Genomic DNA, 22,980 nt, shown 5'->3' on the forward strand with positions numbered 1-22,980 from the left:
CGAGGGCAGCCAGCGGGCGGATCCGCGCCCCACGGTGCATCCCGGCCTCCTCCGGTCGGTCGCCCCCCGTGTACGACCGTTGCGTGCACGACCGTTGCTGCCAGGGCCGGGAGCGCCCTGGCAGCAACGGCGTGGCAGGTGCCGGGGTCGGGGGGTGGCTACCCCGACAGCTGCCGTTCCGCGACTACTGCCTGATCTTGTCCAGCCGCGACGGTGGGCTCGTGCCGATCACCGTGCCTGCGGCATTGAGGGACTTGACCGTCAGCGGTGTCTGCGCGCACGGCGTGGCATAGGTCCCGCCGAGGTTGCAGGCCGGTGGCGGAGCACCGACAGCCGTCACGGTGAACGAGCCCGGCGCGACGAGCGAGACCGTGAGGTTCGCTGCGCCCAACGTGGACGGGTCGAACATGGTGCCCGTCTCCGTCAGGTACGGCAGGAGCCGCATCGAGCTCACCGTGGTGTCGGTCGAGGTCGCGGTGACGACCAGCCGTTGCTTCGTCGTGCGGTACTCGACGGGCGTCAGGGTGACGTTCGTCGGCACCGCAGCCGTGACGGTGACCGTCACCGTCGTGTCGGGAGACGAGCCGTTGGCGTTCGTCGCCTTGACCGTGAAGGCGTAGGTGCCTGCGACGGTGGGCGTGAACTTCAGCTGCGAGGTCCCCGCGGCGGTGGTTGCGGCCGGTGTCTGCGTCAGGGCCGGGTTGCCCGGGCCTGACGTCTGGCTCCAGCTCCACGTCGGCGCGGGCAGGGAGCTGCTGGACGCGGTCAGCGTCACGAGGTTGCCGGCCGTCACCGTCTGGTTCTGGATGGGGGCGATCGTCGGCGGGGGCGCCGGCTGCACCGTGATGGTGGTCGCCGTGGACGCGACGCCACAGGTGTTCGAGGCCGTGAACGTCAGGTGGTAGGTGCCCGCCGCGAGTCCCGTCGCCTTGAACGTCGGTGTGGTCGTCGTGGCGCCGGTGAGAGCGCCGTTGAGATCCGTGCCTCCCGGACTTGTCCCGGCGGTCCACTGGAGGGTGACGGGGCTCGATGCACCGTTGGTGACACTGCCCGACAGCGGGATGGTGGCGCCGCTGGCGACCGAGTAGGGAGCTCCGTTGATCGTGGGCGTGGCGCAGACGACTGCGGGCGCGGCGACGCTGCTCGGCCACGGCGACAGGACTCCTGCCTTGACGCCGGTCAGCGAGGTGTAGCCGCCGTAGGCCAGGAACGGGATGGCGTTGAAGTTGTTCTCGGGGACAGGCGTGCCGGGCACGTTCTCCGGGAAGATGTACTCGCCGATGGGGGCGTGGTACTGCCCGTAGTAGATGCCGTTGGCCGCGGTCTTGGCGCCGGGGGTGCCGGGGACCTGGCTCGCCGGGTTGGCGTTGATCGTGCCCGGGAGGAACTCCGAGAGACCGTCGACGACGGCACGCACCTCACGGGTCGGTGGGATGAACTGGCCGGCGGGGGGCGGCGTGCAGGCCTTCTGCGTGGCCACCGTCGCCGTGCAGGGGGGCCGGAACCGCCAGCGTCCTCGAACCGCACCACCGGGAGGGCCGGGGTCGGGCATGATCGTGCCCCACTCGCGGTCGCTCGTCGCACCGGTGACCGGGTTGATGTCGATGCCGTAGAGGCGGATCATGCGCGACTCGTCGGTGGTCATGCCCTCGAACCGGGTGCGCACGGCCGCCTCGCCGGCTCCGAAGACGGTGAGGCCGCCCGTGCCGATCAGCGACACGTCCACCGACACGTAGGCAGGGTCGATGCCCGGTTGGGTGTAGATGCCGAGGCTCGCGACGATCGTGTGGGCGGAGATGTACTGGCCGCCGTTCGCGCCACCGTCCTGGACGAGGTTGCCGGCGAAGGTGACGTAGTCACCGATCTCGAACGGTGCCTGCTTGCGCGGGTCGGCGCAGGTGCCGCGAGCGCAGGTGTTGGCGTCCACGTCTGCCGGCGAGTCCATCCGGAACAACGTGTAGGCCGCGCCCTGTGCAGGGAGGGCGGGTTGCGGGGTGATCCCCGAGGTGTCGGTTCCCGTGTAGACGGGCCGGTTGGCCTGCGGGCACAGCGGGTCGTCGTTCGTCGGCGTCGGAGCGCTGCGCGGGATGCACATCGGGAACCCGGTCTCGGCCAGGATCGTGGGGTTGTCCTGGTCGACCTGGAAGCGGTCGTCGGGGGACATCGCCCGGCCGTAGCGGCCGGACGTCGTGGACGGGGCCACGGCGGGGTCGTTGATGCGGACCCGCGTGCCGGTGCCGGCGATGCCGGGCGTCCCGCCGACCTCCATCTCGCCCGTGCCGTAGTCGATGAAGTTGACGTAGCCGGCTCCCGAGTTGAGGTCCTGCTGAGCGATGTGGACGAGGCCGGCGATGTAGCGGTCACCGCTGTTGTTGATGACGCGGTTGCCCACGACGTGCACCTCATAGGTGGTCAGGGGCTTCGGGGAGTCGCCGAGCGCCAGCCCGGTCTGGCTCGGACCGTACGGTGCGGGTGCGTGGGTGAACAGCTCCTGCCAGGTCAGGGCGCTCGCCGGGAGGATGACGATGGTCTCCTTCGGGACGACGACGGAGTGGCCGTTGACCGTGAGCGTTCCGCCCGAGTGCGGGTCGGAGGGCGTGTCGAGCGTGGCCGACTGCAGGAAGCCCGTGATGTCGAACTGCGTGCTCGAGGCCACGACCGGGTTGACCGCCGGGGCGACGAGCGGGGCGACGGCCCCGGTCGCGGCAAGGCTCGCCACCGGCGCGAGGCCGGCAGCGAGTCCGATCGCAGCGAGGGCGGAGACGAGGCGGCGACGTCGGGTGCCGCCACCCTTCGCCCCGGGTCTGCTGGTGAAGCGCGTGGTGGGCGCACCTCCGGGTTGATCAAACATTGCCGTCCTCCGTCCGTTCTGCTGAGCTGGCACGCGCTGGCGTGGGATGGACTCCTTCACCGGCGTCGCAGGTGAAGGTGGGAAGAGGCTCGGCGGGCACGGCGATTCGGTGTGCTTGTCGAAACGTCATCTCCGTGCGTCACGAGGATCCCCCTCCGGGATGTGACTCCATGGTCGGTTCGACCTGACCGGGCGACATGCGCCACCGTGGGGGGTCGCCCTCCCCGAGAATTGGGGGGATGCCGCTCCGTCCTTCCGTCTGCGCGACGCCCGGGGACGTGCTACGTGGCCCCACCTGGCCTGGGTCACGGCGTGGAACGTGCCTTCCACGCGGTGGTCATTGCGGTCAAACCCCCAGTTTTGGGGGTACGTCACCCCTCCTGTGGGTCGTCGTGGCCCCGAGAGGATGCTGCGAGAATGGGGAGGACTCGGGGTCGGTGTCATCGAGAGCGTCTCGAAGGCGCGGCCCCGTCATCTGTCGCTCCGCGTGGACAGGGCCACGAACCGAACAGCCGCGAAGGTGGTGGGGACTTGGTCCGGATACTCATCGTCGACGACGTGCAGATCATGCGCATCGGCCTCGCCTCGCTGCTCAGTCTCGAGCCCGATCTCCACGTCTGCGGGGCCGCCGCGAGTGGCGAACAGGGGTTGACGGTCGCGCGGCAGACGCGTCCCGATGTCGTCCTGATGGACATCCGTATGCCGGGTCTCGACGGCGTCGAGGCCACGCGTCGTATCGTTCGGGAGCTCCCGCGGACCCGGGTGGTCGTGCTCACGGGAGAGCCGTCGCAGGAGAGCAGGCTGGCTGCGCTCGAGGCGGGCGCGGCGGACTACGTCGTGAAGGACGCCGTCCCCGCGACGGTTCTCGAGGCGGTTCGGCGCGCCTGGGACGGTCGCGCGACGGATGGTCCGGACTGAGCCGGCGGCGCCGGGCTGCGGGTCAGGACCGAAACGCGCTCTGGAAGTTCTGGGGGAAGCGCGCGACGAGCTCGGCTCCTCGGTCCGGGAGCCGTGCGAGAGTGAGCGACCCACCCACGTCCTTGAGCGTGTCCTCCAGCAGGCGCAGGCCGAAATGGCCTGCGGCATCAAGGATCGCCGGCGGGCCGACGCCGTCGTCCCTGACCGTGACGACGACGTCCCGACCGTCGACGTGGGCGGTCAGGATCGCCCGGGAGGCGGCAGCGTGCTTGACGACGTTGCGCAGGCCCTCCCGAAGGACGCGGTAGGTCAGCTGGATGGCCTCCTTCGACACGGACGCGTAGTCCTCCGAGACGTCGACGTCGACGGTGAGTCCCGACTCGGCGGCGCGGGTGGCGAGGAGGTCCAGCGCGGAGAGAAGTCCGCTGCGGGAGGGGTCTGCGGGATACAGGTCGCTGACGAGACCTCGGAGCGCAGCGATGTCCCCCTGGAGGCTCGGGGCCGCCGTGGCGAGCATCTCGCGAGCCCGGGTCGAGTTCTCGGGCAGCTCGCGGGCGATGAGTGGCAGCGCGTAGCCGAGGGCGGCGAGGTTCTGGATCACGCCGTCGTGCAGCTCCTCGGCGATCCGACGTCGCTCGAGGTCCGAGGCGGCGAGGGCATGCCGGAGCATGCGGTTGCGCTCGGCCCGGGCGTGGTCGACCCGACGGGCGAGCGACACCGCCAGTGGGAGGAGGAAGAGCGTGAGGACCAGCATGGAGCCGACGGTGAGCGCGGTCAGGCGCATCAGGACCAGCCTCGTGTCGCTCTCCAGCCGTTCCGTGGACCAGTAGGACTCGATGACGATGGGGTGGTTCTCGGCGTCGAAGGCGCCGACGTAGACCTCGAGCAGCTGTCCGGAGGCCCGCTCCGCGGCGTTCTCCACCTTCGTCAGGTCGGACAGGTCGGCGAACACCTGCTGGGTGCCGAAGAGCGCCTTGACCTCGTCGTCCATCGCGTAGGTGCGGCCGATGAGCGCCTGCTCGTCCGACCAGATGACCTCGCCGTCGACGGACCAGAGCTTCACGTGCACGAGTGAGCCGTCGCGCAGCCGTGCCTGGACCACGGTCACCAGCCCTGCCGTGGCTTCGCGATCCCGGGCGCGCACCGCCCGGTCGACGAAGGGCGCCGCGACGTTGAGGGCGAAGGTCCGTCCCCGCAGGCTCGCCTCGCGCAGCGCGAGGTCGGCCGCGAGGGCACGAGCCACGAGCACCGCGCCGACCGTGACGATGAGGAACGCGACGAGGGTCCACAGGGTGAACCGCGAGATCGCCTCGCGCACGATCGGCCGTGGGGCGGTGGGCAGTTCTCCGCTTCGACGCCGAAGGCTAGCCATGCTTGGTCGTGGAGATGAGCCCGAGCCGGTTGGCCGTGACGACGGCCTCGAGCTGCGAGTGCGCGTGCAGCTTCCGGAGCAGGGTCTTGACGTAGCCGCGGCACGTCAGCACGGAGATGCCGAGCGCCTTGGCGATCATCACCGCGTCGGCGCCGTCGGCCAGGCTCCGCAGCACGTCAGCCTCGCGCGGGGTGAGGCGCGGCACCGGCGCCCCGTGGTGGTCGGCCCGGGAACGGGCGAGCGTCCGCAGCACCGTCGGGTCGATGTCGAACCCCCCACGGGTGGAGGACCGCAGGGCGCCGAGGATCTGGTCCAGGGAGCCGTCCTTCGGCAGCAGGGCGCAGGCGCCGGCGTTGAGCGACCGGGTCAGCAGCGCCTGGTCGATGTAGGCGCTGAGCACGATGACTCGGACACTCGGGGCGTCGTGGATCAGCTCGGCCGCCAGGTCGATCCCGTCGTCGCCGCCGAGCCTGACGTCCATCATGATGACGTCCGGCCTCCAGTGCCTGGCGAGCGCTCGGGCCTGGGCGGCGTCGTGGGCCGTGGCCACGCAGTGCATGTCCGGTTGACCGTTGATCGCCATCCCGATGGCGTCCGCGACGACGCGGTGGTCATCGACGACCAGCACGGATGTCTGGGCGCTGTCGACGCACGGTGACGTCTTCATGAGCACCTCCCCCCAGGAGCTTGTCTCTCGGTCAGTATCAGGCACGACGTCGGCGCTGTCTCACGAATATGCGTCTTCTCGCGCTCGAGGCCCGAGTGCACCGGCGGGCGTCGACAGCCCGTGACGACCCCGAGGTTTGCCCGAGCACTGCTCCCCACCATGGTGCCTGAGGCCGAGCCCCGCAATCTGTGGGTCGTTGGGCCGCAGTCGATTTCGAGCTGGACGTCGATGGGCGTTCCCCCGCCGGGGGAAGCCTCGACGGTCGTCACCTGAGGAGCCGGCATGAACGCATTCACGCCTTCAGCGGAGGAACCGCGAGTACCCGACGCAGGGGGGATCGGTCGACGCACCGTGCTGCGTCTCGGGGCGGCGGGAGGCCTGGGCGCGGCCCTGCTCGCCGCGCGCGGGCTCGGTGGGTCCGTCCTCGCGGAGCAGGGTCTGCTCTCGCCCGACGGCGCCTTCGCCGAGTCGTCGACGACTCTGGGCGACCTGCTCTTCTACGTCGAGGCCTTTCCGACGAGCCCGCTGATCCTCTCGCCGTTCAGGGACGTGCTGCCCATTCCCAAGGCCCTCGCCCCGGTCCCGGTGTCGACCTTCAGCACCTGGGCTAAGCCGCCCGGCCCCGGTGTGGGACAACAGAACTCGTTCGGGAGCGAGCAGCACCAGATCTGGCCGAGCAAGATCGGCTACCCCGATCCCATCGTGTACAAGATCGACCTGCTGCTCCGCACGCACTCGTTCACGACCTCGCAGGTGCTGCCCATCGACGCCGACGGCAGACCGACGGTCTCCTTCGACGCGTTCGGGGCGAGGTATGCGGCCGGCACCAAGCGCTGGCTGCCGATGAGCACCATCTACGGGTTCAACGGCACCTTCCCCGGTCCGCGCATCAACGCGGAGTACGGCAAGCCGTGCCTCGTCCGTTTCGAGAACCACCTCGACGAGAACCCGCTCGGGCTCGACCGCCAGGACTTCGGATCGCCCGACTGGTCGTTCCTCACCCACCTGCACAACGGGCACACCGCCCCGGAGAGCGACGGCAACCCGCACTACTGCATGACCTACGGTCCCAAGTCGACCGGCTACGGGCCGAAGACGTTCTGCGACAACCTCTACCTCAACTGGCCGGCCGGCGGCGACGACCGGGAGAAGCAGAGCTTCTTCTGGTTCCACGACCACCGCATGGACCACACCGGGTCGAACGTCTACAAGGGCATGGTCGGCCTCTACCCTATCTACGACCCCAAGAACGGCACGGACATGGGCGACGAGACCCGGGGCCTCAGGCTGCCCGGCGTGCGTCACGACAACCCCGACGGGTCCTTCGACGTCGACTACGACGTCCCGCTCGCGTTCTACGACTGCCGCCTCGACGACGGGGTCACGACGCACCAGGACGTCCACGACGGGATGGGGGAGTTCCCCGCCGCGAAGAACCCGGCCACCCACCCCGAGTGGTGGGGCAAGACGTTCTACAAGCACTTCCCCAACCACGGCTTCGTCGGCGACATCTTCACGGTCAACGGCACGGCATACCCCGTCATGGAGGTCAAGCGGCGCAAGTACCGTTTCCGGTTCCTCGACGCGTCGATCGCCCGCATCTACGAGTTCAAGCTGATGGCCTCGACCCAGGGGCCGAAGTCCTCGGCGTCACTGGGCTACGGCGGCGACGAGCTCGAGGGGCAGTACCGGATCCCCGACGGCCAGCAGTGCATGCAGTTCACCCAGATCGCCTCGGACGGAGGCCTGCTGCCGTTCGCGCTGAGGCGGGACTCGTTCGAGCTCTGGCCGGCCAAGCGGCGCGAGGTCATCGTCGACTTCACGCGCTACCAGGACGGCACGCCGACGACCAAGGGCGACGTCATCTACCTCACCAACGTCATGAAGATGCCGAACGGGCGCATGTGGGCGAGCTCGTCGCGCTTCTCCCCGGACCCGAAGTACAAGGTGCCGGTGCTGAAGTTCGTCATCGGCGACGACGTCCCCGACAACAGCCTCGTGCCCCAGCCCGGTCAGCTGCTGCGTCAGCTCCCACCGCTGCCGAGCAACTGGCAGAGCATGCTGGACAACCGGCTCATCTTCGAGGTCGAGCGCGGCAGCTCGTCGGCGGACGTGGAGTGGCTCATCAACGGCACTCCCTTCGACCCGTCGCACGACGGTGTGAGCCTGAAGAACCCCGCGGGCAGGACCCCGCTCGCCCAGCAGAAGGTCGGCAGCTTCAACCTCTGGGAGATCCGCAACGGCGGCGGTGGCTGGGTGCATCCGTTCCACCTGCACATGGAGGAGCACCGGGTCGTCATGCGCAACGGCCAGGACGCGACCAAGGGCAGTCCGGGCCACCCCGACGACGTCTCCAGGGAGGACCTGACGGCGCTCGACCCGGGAGAGTCCGTCATCGTCTACCGCGGCTTCCGCGACTTCGTCGGGCCGTACGTCGCGCACTGCCACAACCTGGCCCACGAGGACCACGCCATGATGTTCGGCTGGGAGATCACCCCGTAGGAGTCCGCGCGCCGGGTCACGCCCGTGCTCGAGGTGGTGCGCGAGCCGCTCCCGGTCCGTCGATTCGGGTCCCGTCGAGTGTCGCCCCGCCGGGTCTCGTCCCGTCCAGCAAGAAGAGGTGCTCCCATGACGACGTCCACGCGATCCACGCTCGCAGCCGAGGCCACGACCACCCACCGTCCCGGCGTGCCCTGGGCGACGGTGGTCCCGGTCGCGGTGGTCATCGCCTACGCGGACGGCTTCTGGGTCACCTCGATGCGCGGCGCGGTCGGCGCGGTCGGCCGCGGCCAGGGCCCGTTCACGACGTGGTGGCACCAGTCGACCGTGCTCGTCCCGCTCTACGTCTGTGCGGTCATCGGCGCCCTCGCCCTCGCCCTGCGGTGGTCCCGACGAGGCGGCGGCGCACGCGCCGGCCTGCTCGCGACCGGCGGGCTCGTCGTCCTCGCGGCGACGCTCGTCGCGGTCGTGGTCATGGCCGCCGGGGCGGCCTACGACTACCACGTCCAGTCGGGCGAGCTGCAGATGATGGCGACGATGCGGGGTGACTGCCGGGTGGACTGTCTGGAGCGCCTGCGACAGGACACGATGTGGCTGCAGGTGCGGGCGACCGGGCTCGGTGCGGGGCTGCTGCTGCTGACCAACCTCGGCGTCGTGGCCTGGTTCGCCATGCTCTGCGGTGGGCGCCTGGACGCCGCCCGTCGCGGTCGTCCTCGGGCACGTGTCCACGGTGCCGCGGTCCGACGTGCGCCGTATGCCGTGAGCCCCCTGCGCCGTCTGCGCACCACTCCCGTCGCGGCCGGGGCCGAGGTCCGGCTCCTGCTCGCCGCGACGCTGGTCGGGGGCGCGCTCATCCACGTCGCGGTCGTCCCCGAGCACCTCGACGAATGGCCGGCAGCGGGAGCCTTCTTCATCGTCCTGACCGCGCTCCAGGCGGGGGCGGCGGCCGTGCTGCTACGGGGTCCCCGTCGGGGCGTCCTCCTCCTCGTCCTCGCCGTCTCGGCGGGTCCGGTCGCGGTGTGGGTGTGGTCGCGGGTGTGGGGGCTGCCCCTCGGCCCGGAGCCCGGTGTCCCCGAACCGGTGGGGCTCCCGGACTGCGCGGCCGGCGTGCTGGAGCTGGCGGCGGTCGTCCTCGCGGTCGTCCTCCTGCGCAGGGGTGCGGAGCTCGCGCGCCGGCCCCGGCTGTCGGACCACGTGGGCCGTCTCGTCGTCACGGCGGTGCTGGCCGTCACCGTCATCGGGCTCGCCGCGACCCAGGAGGGATGGTTCGACCTGGTCCAGGCTTCCGACGCCGCCGGGTCGACGATGACTAGCAGATGAACGAGCCCGGCGTTCGCGAAGTAGGGTGACTGCTCACCCCCAATCTTCGGGTCCGCTGCTCCCCACACGTGGAGGTCGAACCCCGCCGCCCCGAGGCCCACCATGGACGGGTCAAGGGAGGGTTGACATGGAATTCACGATCGGGGAGGGACGGGCAGGGGTGTCCGTCCGGTCAGTGAGAGAGCCGCACGCGGTGGCTCAAGTGGCTCCGGTGGCTCCGGTGGCGCCGGTGGCGCCGGTGGAAGAGAGTGCAGGACAAGAGGTTCGGGCGTCATCAGCGGCACGGGTGCGGGTGCAGATGTTCGGGGGCCTGCGGGTCACGGCCGGCGGCTGCTCCGCCGGCCCGAGGCAGCTGGGCGGGGCCAAGCCCCGACAGATCCTCGTCGCGCTGCTGCTCCGCCGGGAGCAGGCCGTGTGCAAGGCGAGTCTCGTCGGCCTGCTCTGGGGCGACTCGCCACCGGCTGGTGCCATGAGCACGCTCGAGGGGTACGTCAGCCTGCTGAGGAAGCGCCTCGATGCCGTGTCACCCGGACTGGGCACCGCAGTGCGCACCGTGCCGGGCGGCTACCTCCTGGAGCTGACGGGCATCGAGGTCGACGTGCACCGCTTCCGGGACCTCGGTGCCGGCGCGCGCACCCGGAAGGGTGCCGAAGCCGTGCGTCACTATGCCGAGGCGTTGGAGGTCGTGGGTGGCACGTTGCTGCCGGACGAGCACCTCGACTGGGTCGACGATGCGCGCGTCGGCCTCGGCACCGAGCTGCTGCACGTCCTCGACGAGGCCGCCGAGGCCGCTCTCGCCGCGGGTGACCTCGACCGCGCCCACCGGTGGGCGCGGCGGGCCATCGGTTGGGATCCCTTCGACGAGAAGGCCTGGCGGGTGGTCCTGGAGTGCTGCGGACGACGCGGTCTCCACGCCGAGGGACTCCGGGCGTACGACGAGTGCCGACGGATCTTCGCCGCGGAGCTGGGCTGCACCCCGGGACCTGGCGTCCGCGAGACCTTCGAGCGGCTGCTCGACAGCGTCAGGAAGGTCGACGACGATCCCCTGGCGGCGCTGGTGGACGCGGTCGTCCGCCTGCACCTGGTCATCTCGTCACCCGACGGCACGAGCCTCGTCCCACCCGGTCGAGGGGCCGGTGGACCTGGGGGCTTCGACGAGGAGGACGACTGGCGGCTGCTCGAGCGCTTCCTCTCGACCGCACGACGGCGCCGGGTGGGTCGGTCGCCGCTGTCGGCCTGAGCGACGAGGTCGCCCGTCGGACGCGTCAGCCCCCGGTCTCCTCAGCCCCCTGTCTCCTCAGCCCGCGTCGACGTTCTCGAGGACGACGGCCAGTCCCTGCCCGACGCCGATGCAGATCGCCGCGACCCCCCAGCGCTCGCCCCGCTCCCGAAGCACCTTGGTCAACGTCCCGACGATGCGTCCCCCGGACGCACCGAGCGGGTGCCCGATCGCGATGGCCCCTCCGCGCGTGTTGACGATGTCGGGATCGACCCGCCATGCGTCGAGGCAGGCGAGCGACTGGACCGCGAACGCCTCGTTGAGCTCGACGGCGCCCACCTGCTCCCAGCCGATGCCCGCTCGTCGCAGCGCGAGGTTCGCCGCCTCCACGGGTGAGTAGCCGAAGTCCTGCGGACTGAGGGCGTATGCCGCCCGGCCGGCGATGCGTGCCAGTGGCGCCACGCCGATGGTGTCCGCTGCGGCCTCTGAGCCCAGCAGCACGGCGGAGGCGCCGTCGCTCAGCGGTGAGGCGTTCCCGGCCGTGATGGTGCCGTCGCTCCGGAACACCGGCTGCAGTCCTGCCAGCTTCTCGGTCGAGCTGCCTTCCCGGATGCCCTCGTCCCGCGCCAGCGGCTCGGCGCCGCGGGGCGCGGGCACGGGTGCGACCAGGTCGTCGTAGAAGCCCTCCTCCCAGGCCTCGTGGGCGAGCCGGTGCGACCGCACCGCGAACTCGTCCTGGCGCTCGCGGGAGATGCCGAACCTCTGCTGCAGCTGCTCGTTGGCCTCGCCGAGGGAGACGGTCCACTCCGGGTTCATCCTCGGGTTGACGAGGCGCCAGCCCAGCGTCGTGGAGACGGCGGTGACGTCACCGGCGGGGAAGGGCCGGGACTGCTTGGGCAGCACCCAGGGCGCGCGGGTCATCGACTCGACGCCGCCGGTCAGGACGATGTCGGCGTCGCCGGTCTCGATGGCGCGCGAGCCGGAGTGGACGGCGTCGAGGCTCGACCCGCAGAGCCGGTTGACCGTCGTGCCCGGGACGCTCACCGGCAGGCCCGCGAGCAGTGCGGCCATGCGGCCGACGTTCCGGTTCTCCTCACCGGCGCCGTTCGCGTTGCCCCAGACGACGTCGTCGATCTGCGCAGGGTCGAGGCCGGGGACACGGGACAGCAGGGACGAGATGGCATGCGCCGCAAGGTCGTCGGGCCGGACGCCCGACAGGCTGCCGTTGAACTTGCCGAAGGGGGTCCGGGCCGATGCGTAGACGAAGGAGCTCACGGGGTCGAGCCTAGGTGGAGAGGGGGGCGTCGTGACTCACGCCCCAGCAGCCTCTCCCTCGGTGTCCCGTCGACGAGGCGTTCCCGCCGGTGTGGGCCCGACGTACGAGAGGGCGGCGACGACGAGGGCTGCCGTGCCCGTGTCGAGAGTCGGCTGGACGAGGGGTGCGAAGAAGGGGGAGTGGTTGGGCGGCGCGTCGCTGCCGGCCGCGAATCCGCCCACGCCCCAGTAGAAGTAGGGCACGCCCACGGCATCGGGGATGCGGCTGAAGTCCTCGCTTGCCGTCACGCGGCCGAGGTCCACGACCCGACCCGGGAAGTGCTCGGCGAAGGCCGCGCCGACCCGCGCGGCGACGTCGGCGTCGTTGGAGGTGAGGCGGTACTGGTCGTAGTACTCGAACGTCGGTGGCTCGGGTGAACCCGCGCCCTCGCACTCGGCGCGCACGATGCGCTCGATCGCCTCGAGGACGTGCCGGCGCACGGCGTCGTCGTAGGTGCGCACGTTGAGCAGCAGCACCGCTCGGTCCGGGATGATGTTGCTCTTGGTGCCGGCGACGCTGCTTCCGACCGTCACGACCGCGAACTCCCCGGGCTTGGTCTCGCGAGCGACGATGGTCTGCAGCCGCAGCACGACCGATGCCGCCAGCACGACGGGATCGACGCTGAGATGCGGCATGGACCCGTGGGATCCCTTGCCGAAGAGGGTGATCCGCACACTGTCGCCGGCGGACATCACCGGTCCGACCGTCGTCCCGATCGTGCCGGCCTCGAGGCCGAGCACGTGCTGGGCGAGGGCGACGTCGGGACGGGGAACGACTCGGAAGAGCCCGTCGTCGAGCATCCCCTTCGCCCCGGCAGCCGTCTCCTCGGCCGGCTGGAAGAGGGCGACGAGGCTCCCGCTCCACACGTCACGACGTCCGGCGAGCAGTTCCGCGGCGCCGAGCAGGCAGGTCACGTGCACGTCGTGACCGCAGGCGTGGGAGACCCCGACGGTCGCTCCGCCGGCGTCGACCGTCGTCCGGGTCGACGCATACGGCAGGCCCGTCCGCTCGGTCACGGGCAGGGCGTCCATGTCGGCGCGCGCCAGCACGGTCGCGCCGCTCCCGTTGGCCAGCACGCCTACGACGCCGCCGCCCGGACGGTGGACCTCGAAGCCCCAGGACGCGAGCCGGGCCGCGACCCGCTCTGCGGTGCGCGACTCCTGCCCGCTCAGCTCGGGGTGGGCGTGGAGGTCACGGTAAAAGTCCTCCCGCCAGGCCCGGGTGCGCTCGAGCCCGCCCAGCACCTCATCCGTCGCGCTCATCGCTGCTCCTCCCGGTGAGCCCTGCTCCCTCGAACTTACCCAGCAGGGCTGTGGGCCACCGGCCCAGCAGTACCGTGGCGAGATGGCGAGAGCACGCGCTGCGGAGGAGTCTCGATGACCGGCGCCGGCGCCCTGCTCATCGTCGACCTCGCCGGCACTGCGGTCTTCGCCCTCAACGGCGCGCTCACGGCCATCCGCGCCGCGCGACTGGACATCGTCGGAGTGCTCACCCTGGGGATGATGACGGCCCTGGGCGGCGGGATCATCCGCGACGTCATCATCGACTCGCTGCCGCCGGCGACGTTCCGGGACTGGCGCTATCTCGTCGTCGCCGCGGCGGGCGCGCTCGTCGCGTTCGTGCTGGGGCGGAGCCTGGACCGCGTCGGTTTCGCGGTCGACGTGCTCGATGCCGTCGGCCTCAGCCTGTTCGCCGTGGCGGGGGCCACGAAGGCGCTCGGCGCGGGCCTGGGGCCGCTCCAGGCCGTCATCCTGGGAGCCGTGACCGCCGTCGGGGGCGGCACGGTGCGCGACGTCATGATCGGCCGGGTGCCCACGGTGCTGACGAGCGGGTTGTATGCCGTCCCTGCACTCGTCGGGGCTGCCATCACCGTCGTGGGAGCGGAGGTGGGCCCGGGGACGGGCGCGGGCGTCTGGGTCGTGACGTCGGTGGGCGCAGCCGCGTGCTTCCTCATCCGTCTGGTCGGGATCCGCTTCGACCTCAACGCGCCCGTTCCCCCCGGCTCTCCGCCGGCCTGAGCGCGATCGAGGGGCTCCGGTCGAGACCGCGTGGCGGTCGACGACGACCGTCCGGGGGGTCACGGCTGGCGCAGGACGGCGCCGCCGGAGGTCTCGACCCGGGTGTTCGTCGGGCGGCGTGTCAGGGTGAGCACGACGCCCCCGGAGGCCGTGCCCGTCAGGGTGCCGCTGACGGTCAGCGAGCCCACGACGCCGCCGCTGAGGTCGACGGCCGCATTCGTCGCGTGCAGGTCGCCCAGGTCGGGAAGCGAGCCACCGCTGGCGGCGAGGGTGAGGGTGTCGGTGGTCCCGGACAGGGTGGCCCGGGCCCCGCCCGTCAGGTGCACCGTGAGTGCCTCGGGCGTGCCGACCCGTCCGGACGCGCTCGCACCGCCCGACAGCTCGACGCTGGTCAGGGCGGGCACGGTGACTGCGACGACGAGACCCTGCGTCGACACGTAGCCGCTCGTCGTGTCGACGGTGAGGCGTGAGGCGGAGACCTCGGTCCGGGTGATGGCGCGGATGTTGGGCTGGGCCGTGACGACGACCTCCCGGGGGCCGGTGGCCAGACGCACCTGGATCCCGGCGCCGGCGCTGACCTCGGTGAACGCCGCGACGCTGCGTGTCTCGGAGCCGGCGTCGCCGGACCCGACGACCATGCCCCCGGGTGAGCCGAGACTGCACGCTGCGGCCACGAGCCCGAGCGCCAGGACGACGGGGACCGCCCGCGACCTGGACCGACGAGCGGGCCGCCTGCTGCTCGGTGACGTCATGGCTGCCTCCTGCCCCCAGCCTCGCGAACCACGAGGCCCGGTGGCAGGGGCGAAGGTCCCCACCGTGCCGTGCGGCCGTGCGGCCGAGCGGCACGGCGTCGTGGGACACGGCAACGCCCCGGTCCTCGGCGCCCCTCCCCGAGGGCCGAGAACCGGGGCAGTCGTGACTCGCCCGCGTTGGGGCGAGACGGGGCCGGTGGCGGCATGCCCCCCTGTGGCACGCACACCGCCACTGCGGTCCGAGACCCCGTCATCCCACATCTGGGGCTCGAGCCAGCAGTCGGCCCTGTCATGGTGCCGTCTCGCAATGGTGAGTGGGCATCCCCCTGAGGTGGACCTCTGGGGTCATCCTCAGGGGGAGGCTCGCCGGCGGCGACGTCGGGAGGAAGGGCCACGCGGACCACGGGGACGTACTAGCGTGGCCCCGCTCGCCCGGCAGCGGCGGCAGCAGACCGATCAGCGGAGGGATGGCCAGGCCATGGTGTTGAGCGACCCGACGATCCGAGCCCTGCGCTTCGCCGACCAGGTCATGCACGAGGCGGATCGTGCCGACGTCTTCACGGTCTACGACGCCTGCCGCGCCGCGATCGGCGCCATCACCGTCCTCGACGACTTCTACGTGGCCCTGCTGCGCGAGGCCGACCGCCGGATCTCCTACCCGTACCTCTTCAGCAACGGCAGCTATGCCGAGGCGGGGACCATGACCTACGGCCCGGCGGGGGTGGTCGCCTGGGTGGTCGCGTCGAAGAGGCCGTACCGCTACCAGGACGACGACGGGGCACTGCTCAACCGAGGCGTGCGCTTCGGCGACGGTGAGCCCTCCGCCGATGCCGTCATGGTGCCGATGCTGACCGAGGACGGCGTCGTCGGGGTGCTGGGGGCGCTGTCCGACACCCCGCACACCATGACCGACGAGGTCGTCGACGCCCTGACGTGGCTCGCCGCCGTCGTCCGGGACCGGATCGACGCGACGAGACCGGGACGGGGGCTCAACCTCGCCGCCGTCTACCCGGAGCTTCAGGACTCCGGCCGGGCCGGCACGCTCACGGCGGTCAACCGCACGGCGGCGGCCCTGACCGCCATGGCGGCCGACATCCAGGTCGTGGGTCGGATCGACGACGCGGATGAGCGCGCGGCAGCGCTGGCCCGGCTCAGCCGCCGCTGCTTCGAGATCCAGGCAGCGCTCGTCACGCGCCTCGGCGGCCACGCCGAGCACGACCCGCGGACCCCCGAGCCGCGTGCGGACCCGCTCGACCGGCTCTCGCCGCGTGAGCGCGGGGTCGTCGAGATCGTGACCGGACCCGACGGTGACCCGGGCAACGCCGCCATCGCGGCGGCGCTCGGCATCGGCACGGCGACGGTCAAGACCCACATGGCCTCGGTGCTGGCCAAGCTCGGGCTCGAGCACCGCAGCGAGCTGCGCTGGCTCGTGCAGGGCGGACAGGGCGGTCAGGGCGGTCAGGGCGGCCAGGGAGGCCAGGGAGGCCAGGGAGGCCAGGGAGGCCAGGGCCGAGCGTTGCGGGGGAGCGGACGCGTCTGACCCCCCGCAGCCCCCGGCCGCCAGCCCGCCCGCCCGTCCGTCCGACCTGTCTCCGTCCTCTCCGGGGTCCTGGGCGGCACGAGCCCGACCGAGTCGTGGTCAGGTCTTGCGCGAGGGGCGCGGCGTCCCGATTCTTGTCTCGTGGACCGTGCCGACGAGATGAGGGCCCTGACCGACGTCAGAGCCCGTCTGCAGGAGCACTTCCCGCAGCTGGACGCCGACGTCGTCGAGGCGGCGGTGCGCCTCGCCCACTCGGAGCTGACAGGTCCGGTGCGCGACTTCGTGCCCGTGCTCGTCGAGCACGCGGCTCGGGACCGCCTCGCGTTCGCCGTGCGCGACGACACGGGTGGTGGTGGTCCCACGCCGGCCGCGGCGACGGATGGCTGACGCCGTCGTCGACCTCTGGGTGCGCGACACGGCCGTCGGCTCCCCCTCGCGTGACGACACCGACGTGCTCGACGAGCACGAACGCGAGCGCCTCTCCCGTCTCGTGGACGTCCCCTCGGCGCGCGCCTACGCGGTCCTGCACGTGCTGGCGCGGCAGCAGGTCGGCGCCCTGCTGGGCCGGCCCCCGGAGTCGCTCGGGTTCGACCGGACCTGCCCGGACTGCGGCCGTCAGCACGGTCGACCGGTCCTCGTCGACGAGCCCGGGGTCCAGGTGTCCCTGAGCCGTTCGGGGTCCGTCGTCGCCCTCGGGCTGAGCCGGTCGGGGCCGCTCGGGGTGGATGTGGAGCACGTCTCCGGGGCGGCCTTCCCCGGGTTCGGGCAGGTGGCTCTGCATCCTTCGGAGAGGGACGGCGCCGTCGACGGCGCCACGGCGTGGGTGCGCAAGGAGGCCTGCCTCAAGGCCCTCGGTGTCGGTCTGCGCGTCGAGCCCGCGTCGTTCGTCACCCCCCGTGCGGGCGAGCCCACGCAGGTCGTTCCCGGTATGCCGTCCGTCACGGTCGTGGACGTCGACGCGCCCCCGGGATGCGCTGCCGCGGTCGCCCTCGGGTCGGAGGTCGGACGGTTCGAGGTCCACCACCACTGAGCCGCCACCGGCGCTGCCGGGGAGGGGTCGTGCCCTTCGACTCAGCGCTGCTGCGCTGCCGGCTCGAGGCGCGGCAGGTCGGTGCCCCACAGCCACTGCTCGAGCAGGTCGGCCGCGCGCGCGGCCGCCGTGTCGGCCCCGACGCCAGGACCGCCGCCCGAGCTGCCGCGCGAGCCGCCGTGGGCACGTCGGACGTGCACGTCCACGAGGTCGACGAACTCGTCGGTGGACACCGACGCGTGCCGGTGGGTCTCGGTCCAGTCGCGCAGCACGTCGAAGAAGACGTCGTCGCCGACCTCGAGCCGCAGTGCGTGCAGGGTCAGGGCGCCGCGCTTGTAGACGCGGTCGTCGAACATGAGGTCAGGCCCGGGGTCGCCGAGGACGAGGTCCTGCGGCAGCCGGGCGAGCAGCGACCAGTGGTTCCCGGCGCTGGTCCCGACCGGGACGCCGTCGGCGTGCTCGCCCCAGAGCCACTCGGCGTAGCAGGCGAAGCCCTCGTTGAGCCAGATGTCGGCCCACGCCTGCGGGGTGAGGCTGTTGCCGAACCACTGGTGCGCGAGCTCGTGGGCGACGAGCCGCTCGTGCCGTCGGCGCCCGTCGAGCCAGTTCGGTCCGAAGGTCGCCAGGGCGTGCGCCTCGAGCGGGATCTCCAGGTCGTCCGCCGTGACGACGACGGTGTAGTCCGCGAAGGGGTAGGGCCCGAAGAGGGCCCCGAAGAGACGGGTCATCTCGGGAAGCCGCGCGAGGTCGTGCATGACCGGCCGCTCGTGCAGGGCCGGGAGCAGCACCGTGATCGGGATGTCGGCCGGCGCGAGCGCCCGCCGGACGTAGCGCCCGACGTGGACCGTCGCGAGGTAGGTCGCCATCGGGACGTGCTGCTCGAAGACCCGCCGGGTGCGGGACCCGCGCACCCGGGTCTCGACGAGGGTCCCGGTCGCCACGACGTCGTAGGGCGAGTCGGACTCGAACGCGATGCGGTAGGTGGCCTTGTGCCTCGGGTGGTCGTTGCACGGGAACCACGTCGGCGCGCCGTTCGGCTGGGCGGCCACGAGGGCGCCCTCGGTGAGCTCCTCCCAGCCGACGTCGCCCCAGAGCGTGCGCGTGGGGCCGGGCGTGCCGGCATACGTGATCATCACCTGCGTGCGCGAGCCGCGCGGGAGGGGCGCGGGAGGGGTGACGAGGACGCGCGGGCCGCGGTGCACCCACTTGGCGGGCCGCCCGCCGACCGCGACCTTGAGCACGCGCAGGCCGACGAGGTCGACGACGACCCGGCGCACGTCCTCGACCGCGGTGACGTCGAGGACCGCGCGGCCCGCGAGCCGGTTGGTCGACACCTTGTAGTCGAGGTCGAGGTCGTAGTGCGTGACGACGTATGCCGGGTCGCCGCGGTCCGGCGTGTAGGTGTCGGTGGGCGCGTGGACCTGGTGGGCGAGGCTGCCGCTCATGGGGCGTCGGCCGGGACCGGCCCGGGCTCCGGAGCGGTGCGGGCCACCTCCTCGACGGCGAGGCCCTGGCCGCTCCACGACGCGATCGGGTTGCCCGTCCAGCGGGTGCCGTGGGGCACGGCCTCGCCACGCAGCACGAGCGAGCCCGGGCCCACGGTGGCGGACCGGCCGATGCTGGCTGCGGGGAGGATCACCCCGTTGGGGCCGAGCGTGGCTCCGTCCTCGAGCGTGACCGTGTCCATGCTCATGATTCGATCATGGAAGAGGTGGGTCTGGAGCACGCAGCCCCGGTTGACGGTCGCACCGTCGCCCAGGGTCACGAGGTCCGCCTCGGGCAGCCAGTAGGTCTCACACCAGACACCGTGCCCGATCCGGGCCCCGAGGCTTCGCAGCCAGACGTTGATGGCCGGGGTGCCGGTCGCGGTCCAGGCGAACCACGGCCCGGCGACCATCTCGACGAAGGTGTCGACGACCTCGTTGCGCCAGACGAAGGAGCTCCACAGCGGGTGCTCGACGGCGCCGATGCGACCGACGACGACCCACTTCGCGACGGTCGTCACCGTGGCCGCGACGGCGCCCGCGGCGGCGAGGACGACACCGCCGAGAGCTGCGGCCCAGCCCAGGCCGACGAGCCCGACGAGCCACTGGAGCGCGACGAGGACGCTGACGGCGATGGCGACGGTCACCATGACCGGAACGACGCGGCAGAGCTCGACGAGACCGCGGATCACCTTGAGCCGCAAGGGCGGCGCGAAGGTCCGCTCGCCGTCGGAACCCTGTGGCGGTCGACGCAGCCGCACCGGCGGGCTGCCGATCCAGCTCGACCCGGCCTTGGCCTTGTGCGGCGCGGCCGACAGGACGGCGACGAGACCGTGCTTCGGCACGCGACGACCCGGTGCGGTCATCCCGCTGTTGCCGAGGAAGGCTCGCTTGCCGACCTTGGCGGGCGCGATGTGCACCCAGCCGTGGGCCAGCTCGTAGCCGGCCACGAGCGTGTCGTCGGCGAGGAAGGCGCCGTCGGCGACGGACGTCATGGACGGGAGCAGCAGGACCGTCGAGGCCTCGACGTCCCGGCCGACCCTCGCGCCGAGGGCCCGCAGCCACGACGGCGTCACCAGGCTGGCGTAGATCGGGAAGAGGAGGGTGCGGGCCTGGTCGAGCAGCCGCTCGGTGGCCCACACCTGCCAGCCGACCCTGCTCCGCACGGGGAAGTAGCCCTCGCGCAGACCGATCGCGAGGAGCCGGACGAGGACGACCGTCGCCGCCGCCAGGGTGAACAGGGCGATGACCGTCACGGCGGGCACGGCCGCGTAGGCCGCGACGACGGCGGCGCCGGCCTCGGCCCGCCCGACCGCGCCACCGACGAGGAGCGCGCCCGGGAGCAGCGCGAGGAACGGCAGGACCGACAGCACGACGCCGGAGAGCCCGTAGACGGCGAGCCAGGCCCGCGCCTCGGGGGGTCGGGCGGAGGGCCAGCCCGGGCGGACGGGTGACGTGACGCGCTGAGCGGGCGAGCCGGTGACCACACGCCCGGGACGCACCGACCTCAGCACGGTGGAGCCGGCCTCGACGACGACGTCGCGCCCGATGTGGACGTCGGGCCCGATGGTGCTCCGGGCGCCCACGACGGCCTCGCGCCCGATGTGGATGGGGCCGACGTGCACGAGGTCGCCGTCGATCCAGTAGCCCGAGAGGTCGACCTCGGGCTCGATGCTCGCCCCCGCGCCGATCGTCAGCATGCCCGTGACGGGCGGCACGCTGTGCAGGTCGACACCCGGTCCGATCGAGGCTCCCAGCATGCGTGCGTAGTAGATGATCCACGGGGCTCCGGCCATGGTGATGGCTCCCATGGCGTCGGCGAAGCGCTCGGCCGCCCACAGGCGCAGCTGGACGCTGCCGCCGCGGGGGTAGGCGCCCGGGCGCACGCCGGCGAGCAGCGCGCGAGCAGCCAACGCGGACAGACCCATTCGACCGAGCGGGGTGATGAACGCCACCCAGCCCACGCCGAGCGCCCACCACGAGACGGGCACCGACCAGGGTGCGAGGCCCGAGAGCCGGAGCAGCTCGGTCAAGGTCGCCAGCCCGACGAGCCACTGGAGGCCCTTGACGGTGAGGAGCACGACCGACACGACGGTCTGCACGAGCTGGGTCCGGCGCGGGATGCGCCTGACGGTGCGGTCGACCCGTGACGCGTCGGCGGAGTCCATCGTGTCGAGCAGCTCGGCCAGCGCCCCGAGCCGGGGATGGGCGTGGACGTCGGCCACCGTGACGGTCGGGAAGCGCTCGCGCAGGAGTGACACGAGGCGCGCCGACGAGAGGCTCCCGCCGCCGTTGTCGAAGAAGTCGGCGGTGCCAGAGCGCACCGTCGTGCCGAGCACGGCCGTCCACTGTGCGGCGAGCCACGCGGCGGTGCCCGAGAGGTCGCTCGGCTCGTCGTCGTCCGCGGATCCCGCAAGCGGCCAGGGCAGGGCCGCCCGGTCGACCTTGCCGGACGTGCGCGTGGGCAGCGTGTCGACGACCGCGAGGACCGGCACGAGCGCCGAGGGCAGCTCCTCGTGCAGGCGAGCCAGCGCCGCGGTCCGGTCGAACGCCTCCGGAGGGTCGGGCACGACGTAGCCGACGAGGACCTGGCTGCCGGCCGTCGTCGTCTTGACGGCCGCGGCCGCGCCCGAGACGTGGGGCAGCGCCTGCAGGGCGGCGTCGACCTCGCCCAGCTCGATGCGCCGTCCGCCGAGCTTGACCTGCTCGTCGGCGCGACCGACGAAGACGAGGCCGTCGGGGTCGTTCACGACGAGGTCGCCCGAGCGGTAGGCGCGGTCCCAGCCCAGGGTCGGCATCGGGGCGTACTTCTCGGCGTCCTTGGCCGGATCGAGGTACCGGGCCAGACCGACCCCGCCGATGATGAGCTGACCCGTCTCGCCGACACCGACCGGCCGGTCGTCCGGGCCGACGACGGCGAGGTCCCAGCCGTCGAGGGGCAGACCGATCCTGATCGGTGCCGTCCCGTCGAGACGCGCCCCGCACGCGACGACGGTCGCCTCGGTCGGCCCGTAGGTGTTCCACACCTCGCGCTCGGGGGTGACGAGCCGCTCGGCGAGCTCGGGCGGGCAGGCCTCGCCCCCGAAGACGAGCAGCCGCACCGGCTCGAGCGCCTCGGGCGGCCACAGCGCCGCGAGCGTCGGCACCGTCGACACGACGGTGACGTCCTGTGCGACGAGCCACGGACCGAGGTCCATGCCGGTGCGCACGAGGCTGCGCGGCGCGGGCACGAGGCAGGCCCCGTGGCCCCAGGCGAGCCACATCTCCTCGCACGAGGCGTCGAAGGCCACCGACAAACCGGCCAGCACCCGGTCGCCCGGACCGATCGGGCTGTCCTGCAAGAACATTCGCGCCTCGGCGTCGACGAAGGCCGCCGCCGAGCGGTGCGACACGGCGACCCCCTTGGGCACGCCGGTCGACCCGGACGTGAAGATGACCCACGCGTCGTCGTCGGTGCGCACCTCCGGGAGCGCGCCGCGGGGAGGGCGGCCCGCAGAGCGCCGCGACGCCCTGACGTCCGCCGGCACGGTGACCTGTCGACGCGCGCCCACCACGGCCGTGACGGCTGCTTCGGAGAAGACGAGGTCGGCCCGCTCGGGCGGGTCGTCGACGTCGACGGGCACGTAGGCCGCGCCCGCGTGCAGGATGCCGAGGACGGCGACGTAGAGGTCGGCCGTGCCCGAGGGCGCCCGCACGCCGACCCGGTCGCCACGGCATACGCCCGCTGCGGCGAGCTCGACGGCCAGTCGCCGCGCCCGCTCCGTGAGCTCGGTGTAGGTCAGGACCGTCCGGGTGTCGTCGAGCGCGGGGGCGTCCGGGTGGCGCGCCGTGACGTCGGCGAGGACGTCGACGAGGGTCCGGGGCGCCGGTGCGCGGTCGCCGGCCAGCAGGGGATCCACCACGCGCCCTCCTCGTCCGGGCCGCCGCCCTACGCGGACCGCCACCCTGCCGAACCTAGTGCCGCCGGGTGAACGGACGGTGCTGCTCGACCGAAC

The 22,980-nt window shown here is 72.3% G+C and carries 16 protein-coding genes; 8 read left to right on the plus strand and 8 right to left on the minus strand.

Annotated elements, in window-relative coordinates:
• Positions 1-184: 184 nt before the first annotated feature.
• Positions 185-2,851, minus strand: coding sequence for a PKD domain-containing protein (locus tag TAE01_RS09005; RefSeq protein ID WP_147065573.1), 2,667 nt, complete (start codon positions 2,849-2,851; stop codon positions 185-187).
• Between the two features lie 531 nt (positions 2,852-3,382).
• Here TAE01_RS09005 and TAE01_RS09010 point away from each other — a divergent pair.
• Positions 3,383-3,769, plus strand: coding sequence for a response regulator (locus TAE01_RS09010; RefSeq protein ID WP_186815117.1), 387 nt, complete (start codon positions 3,383-3,385; stop codon positions 3,767-3,769).
• A 22-nt stretch (positions 3,770-3,791) separates the two neighbouring features.
• Here the strand turns inward: TAE01_RS09010 and TAE01_RS09015 are convergent, their stop codons facing one another.
• A complete protein-coding gene (locus tag TAE01_RS09015) occupies positions 3,792-5,087 on the minus strand; it encodes a sensor histidine kinase (RefSeq protein ID WP_147065577.1) in 1,296 nt (431 codons plus the stop codon).
• A gap of 46 nt (positions 5,088-5,133) precedes the next feature.
• The gene (locus tag TAE01_RS09020; RefSeq protein WP_147065579.1) at positions 5,134-5,808 is read right to left on the minus strand and encodes a response regulator; all 675 of its coding nucleotides are present in this window, start codon (positions 5,806-5,808) and stop codon (positions 5,134-5,136) included.
• Between the two features lie 282 nt (positions 5,809-6,090).
• On the opposite strand from TAE01_RS09020, the gene TAE01_RS09025 reads away from it, so the two are divergent.
• The 3 genes from TAE01_RS09025 to TAE01_RS09035 all read left to right on the plus strand — a co-directional run bounded on the left by TAE01_RS09025 (position 6,091) and on the right by TAE01_RS09035 (position 10,867).
• A complete protein-coding gene (locus TAE01_RS09025) occupies positions 6,091-8,310 on the plus strand; it encodes a multicopper oxidase family protein (protein ID WP_147065582.1) in 2,220 nt (739 codons plus the stop codon).
• A gap of 126 nt (positions 8,311-8,436) precedes the next feature.
• Positions 8,437-9,627 carry a hypothetical protein gene (locus tag TAE01_RS09030; RefSeq protein WP_147065584.1) on the plus strand — a complete coding sequence of 397 codons (1,191 nt, stop codon included), beginning with the start codon at positions 8,437-8,439 and terminating at the stop codon, positions 9,625-9,627.
• A 298-nt stretch (positions 9,628-9,925) separates the two neighbouring features.
• Positions 9,926-10,867, plus strand: coding sequence for an AfsR/SARP family transcriptional regulator (locus tag TAE01_RS09035; RefSeq protein ID WP_186815118.1), 942 nt, complete (start codon positions 9,926-9,928; stop codon positions 10,865-10,867).
• 57 nt (positions 10,868-10,924) lie between these two features.
• Here TAE01_RS09035 and TAE01_RS09040 read toward each other — a convergent pair whose 3' ends face one another.
• Entirely contained in the window at positions 10,925-12,121 is a 1,197-nt protein-coding gene (locus tag TAE01_RS09040; RefSeq protein ID WP_147065588.1) for a thiolase family protein, read from the minus strand.
• A 36-nt stretch (positions 12,122-12,157) separates the two neighbouring features.
• Positions 12,158-13,423, minus strand: coding sequence for an amidohydrolase (locus TAE01_RS09045; protein WP_147065590.1), 1,266 nt, complete (start codon positions 13,421-13,423; stop codon positions 12,158-12,160).
• 114 nt (positions 13,424-13,537) lie between these two features.
• Here TAE01_RS09045 and TAE01_RS09050 point away from each other — a divergent pair, with 114 nt between their 5' ends.
• The gene (locus TAE01_RS09050; RefSeq protein WP_147065608.1) at positions 13,538-14,179 is read left to right on the plus strand and encodes a trimeric intracellular cation channel family protein; all 642 of its coding nucleotides are present in this window, start codon (positions 13,538-13,540) and stop codon (positions 14,177-14,179) included.
• Between the two features lie 59 nt (positions 14,180-14,238).
• Here the strand turns inward: TAE01_RS09050 and TAE01_RS09055 are convergent, their stop codons facing one another.
• Positions 14,239-14,931, minus strand: a complete 693-nt coding sequence (locus TAE01_RS09055; RefSeq protein ID WP_186815119.1) for a GIN domain-containing protein — start codon at positions 14,929-14,931, stop codon at positions 14,239-14,241.
• A gap of 478 nt (positions 14,932-15,409) precedes the next feature.
• Between TAE01_RS09055 and TAE01_RS20505 the strand changes: the two genes are divergently transcribed.
• The 3 genes from TAE01_RS20505 (at position 15,410) to TAE01_RS09070 (ending at position 17,501) form a co-directional block, all read left to right on the plus strand.
• Positions 15,410-16,471, plus strand: coding sequence for a helix-turn-helix transcriptional regulator (locus TAE01_RS20505; RefSeq protein ID WP_186815120.1), 1,062 nt, complete (start codon positions 15,410-15,412; stop codon positions 16,469-16,471).
• Positions 16,472-16,612: 141 nt separating this feature from the next.
• The gene (locus TAE01_RS09065) at positions 16,613-16,858 is read left to right on the plus strand and encodes a three-helix bundle dimerization domain-containing protein (RefSeq protein WP_147065613.1); all 246 of its coding nucleotides are present in this window, start codon (positions 16,613-16,615) and stop codon (positions 16,856-16,858) included.
• The gene (locus TAE01_RS09070) at positions 16,851-17,501 is read left to right on the plus strand and encodes a 4'-phosphopantetheinyl transferase family protein (protein WP_147065615.1); all 651 of its coding nucleotides are present in this window, start codon (positions 16,851-16,853) and stop codon (positions 17,499-17,501) included. The genes TAE01_RS09065 and TAE01_RS09070 overlap by 8 nt, the downstream gene beginning before the upstream one ends.
• Positions 17,502-17,542: 41 nt before the next feature.
• On the opposite strand, the gene TAE01_RS09075 is transcribed toward TAE01_RS09070, so the two are convergent.
• The gene (locus tag TAE01_RS09075; protein ID WP_147065617.1) at positions 17,543-18,946 is read right to left on the minus strand and encodes a M1 family metallopeptidase; all 1,404 of its coding nucleotides are present in this window, start codon (positions 18,944-18,946) and stop codon (positions 17,543-17,545) included.
• On the minus strand, positions 18,943-22,887 hold the full coding sequence (locus TAE01_RS09080; RefSeq protein WP_147065619.1) for a Pls/PosA family non-ribosomal peptide synthetase: 3,945 nt from the start codon (positions 22,885-22,887) through the stop codon (positions 18,943-18,945). The genes TAE01_RS09075 and TAE01_RS09080 overlap by 4 nt, the downstream gene beginning before the upstream one ends.
• Positions 22,888-22,980 lie beyond the last annotated feature (93 nt).

Source organism: Terrabacter aerolatus (assembly GCF_007991735.1).
GTDB lineage: Bacteria > Actinomycetota > Actinomycetes > Actinomycetales > Dermatophilaceae > Terrabacter > Terrabacter aerolatus.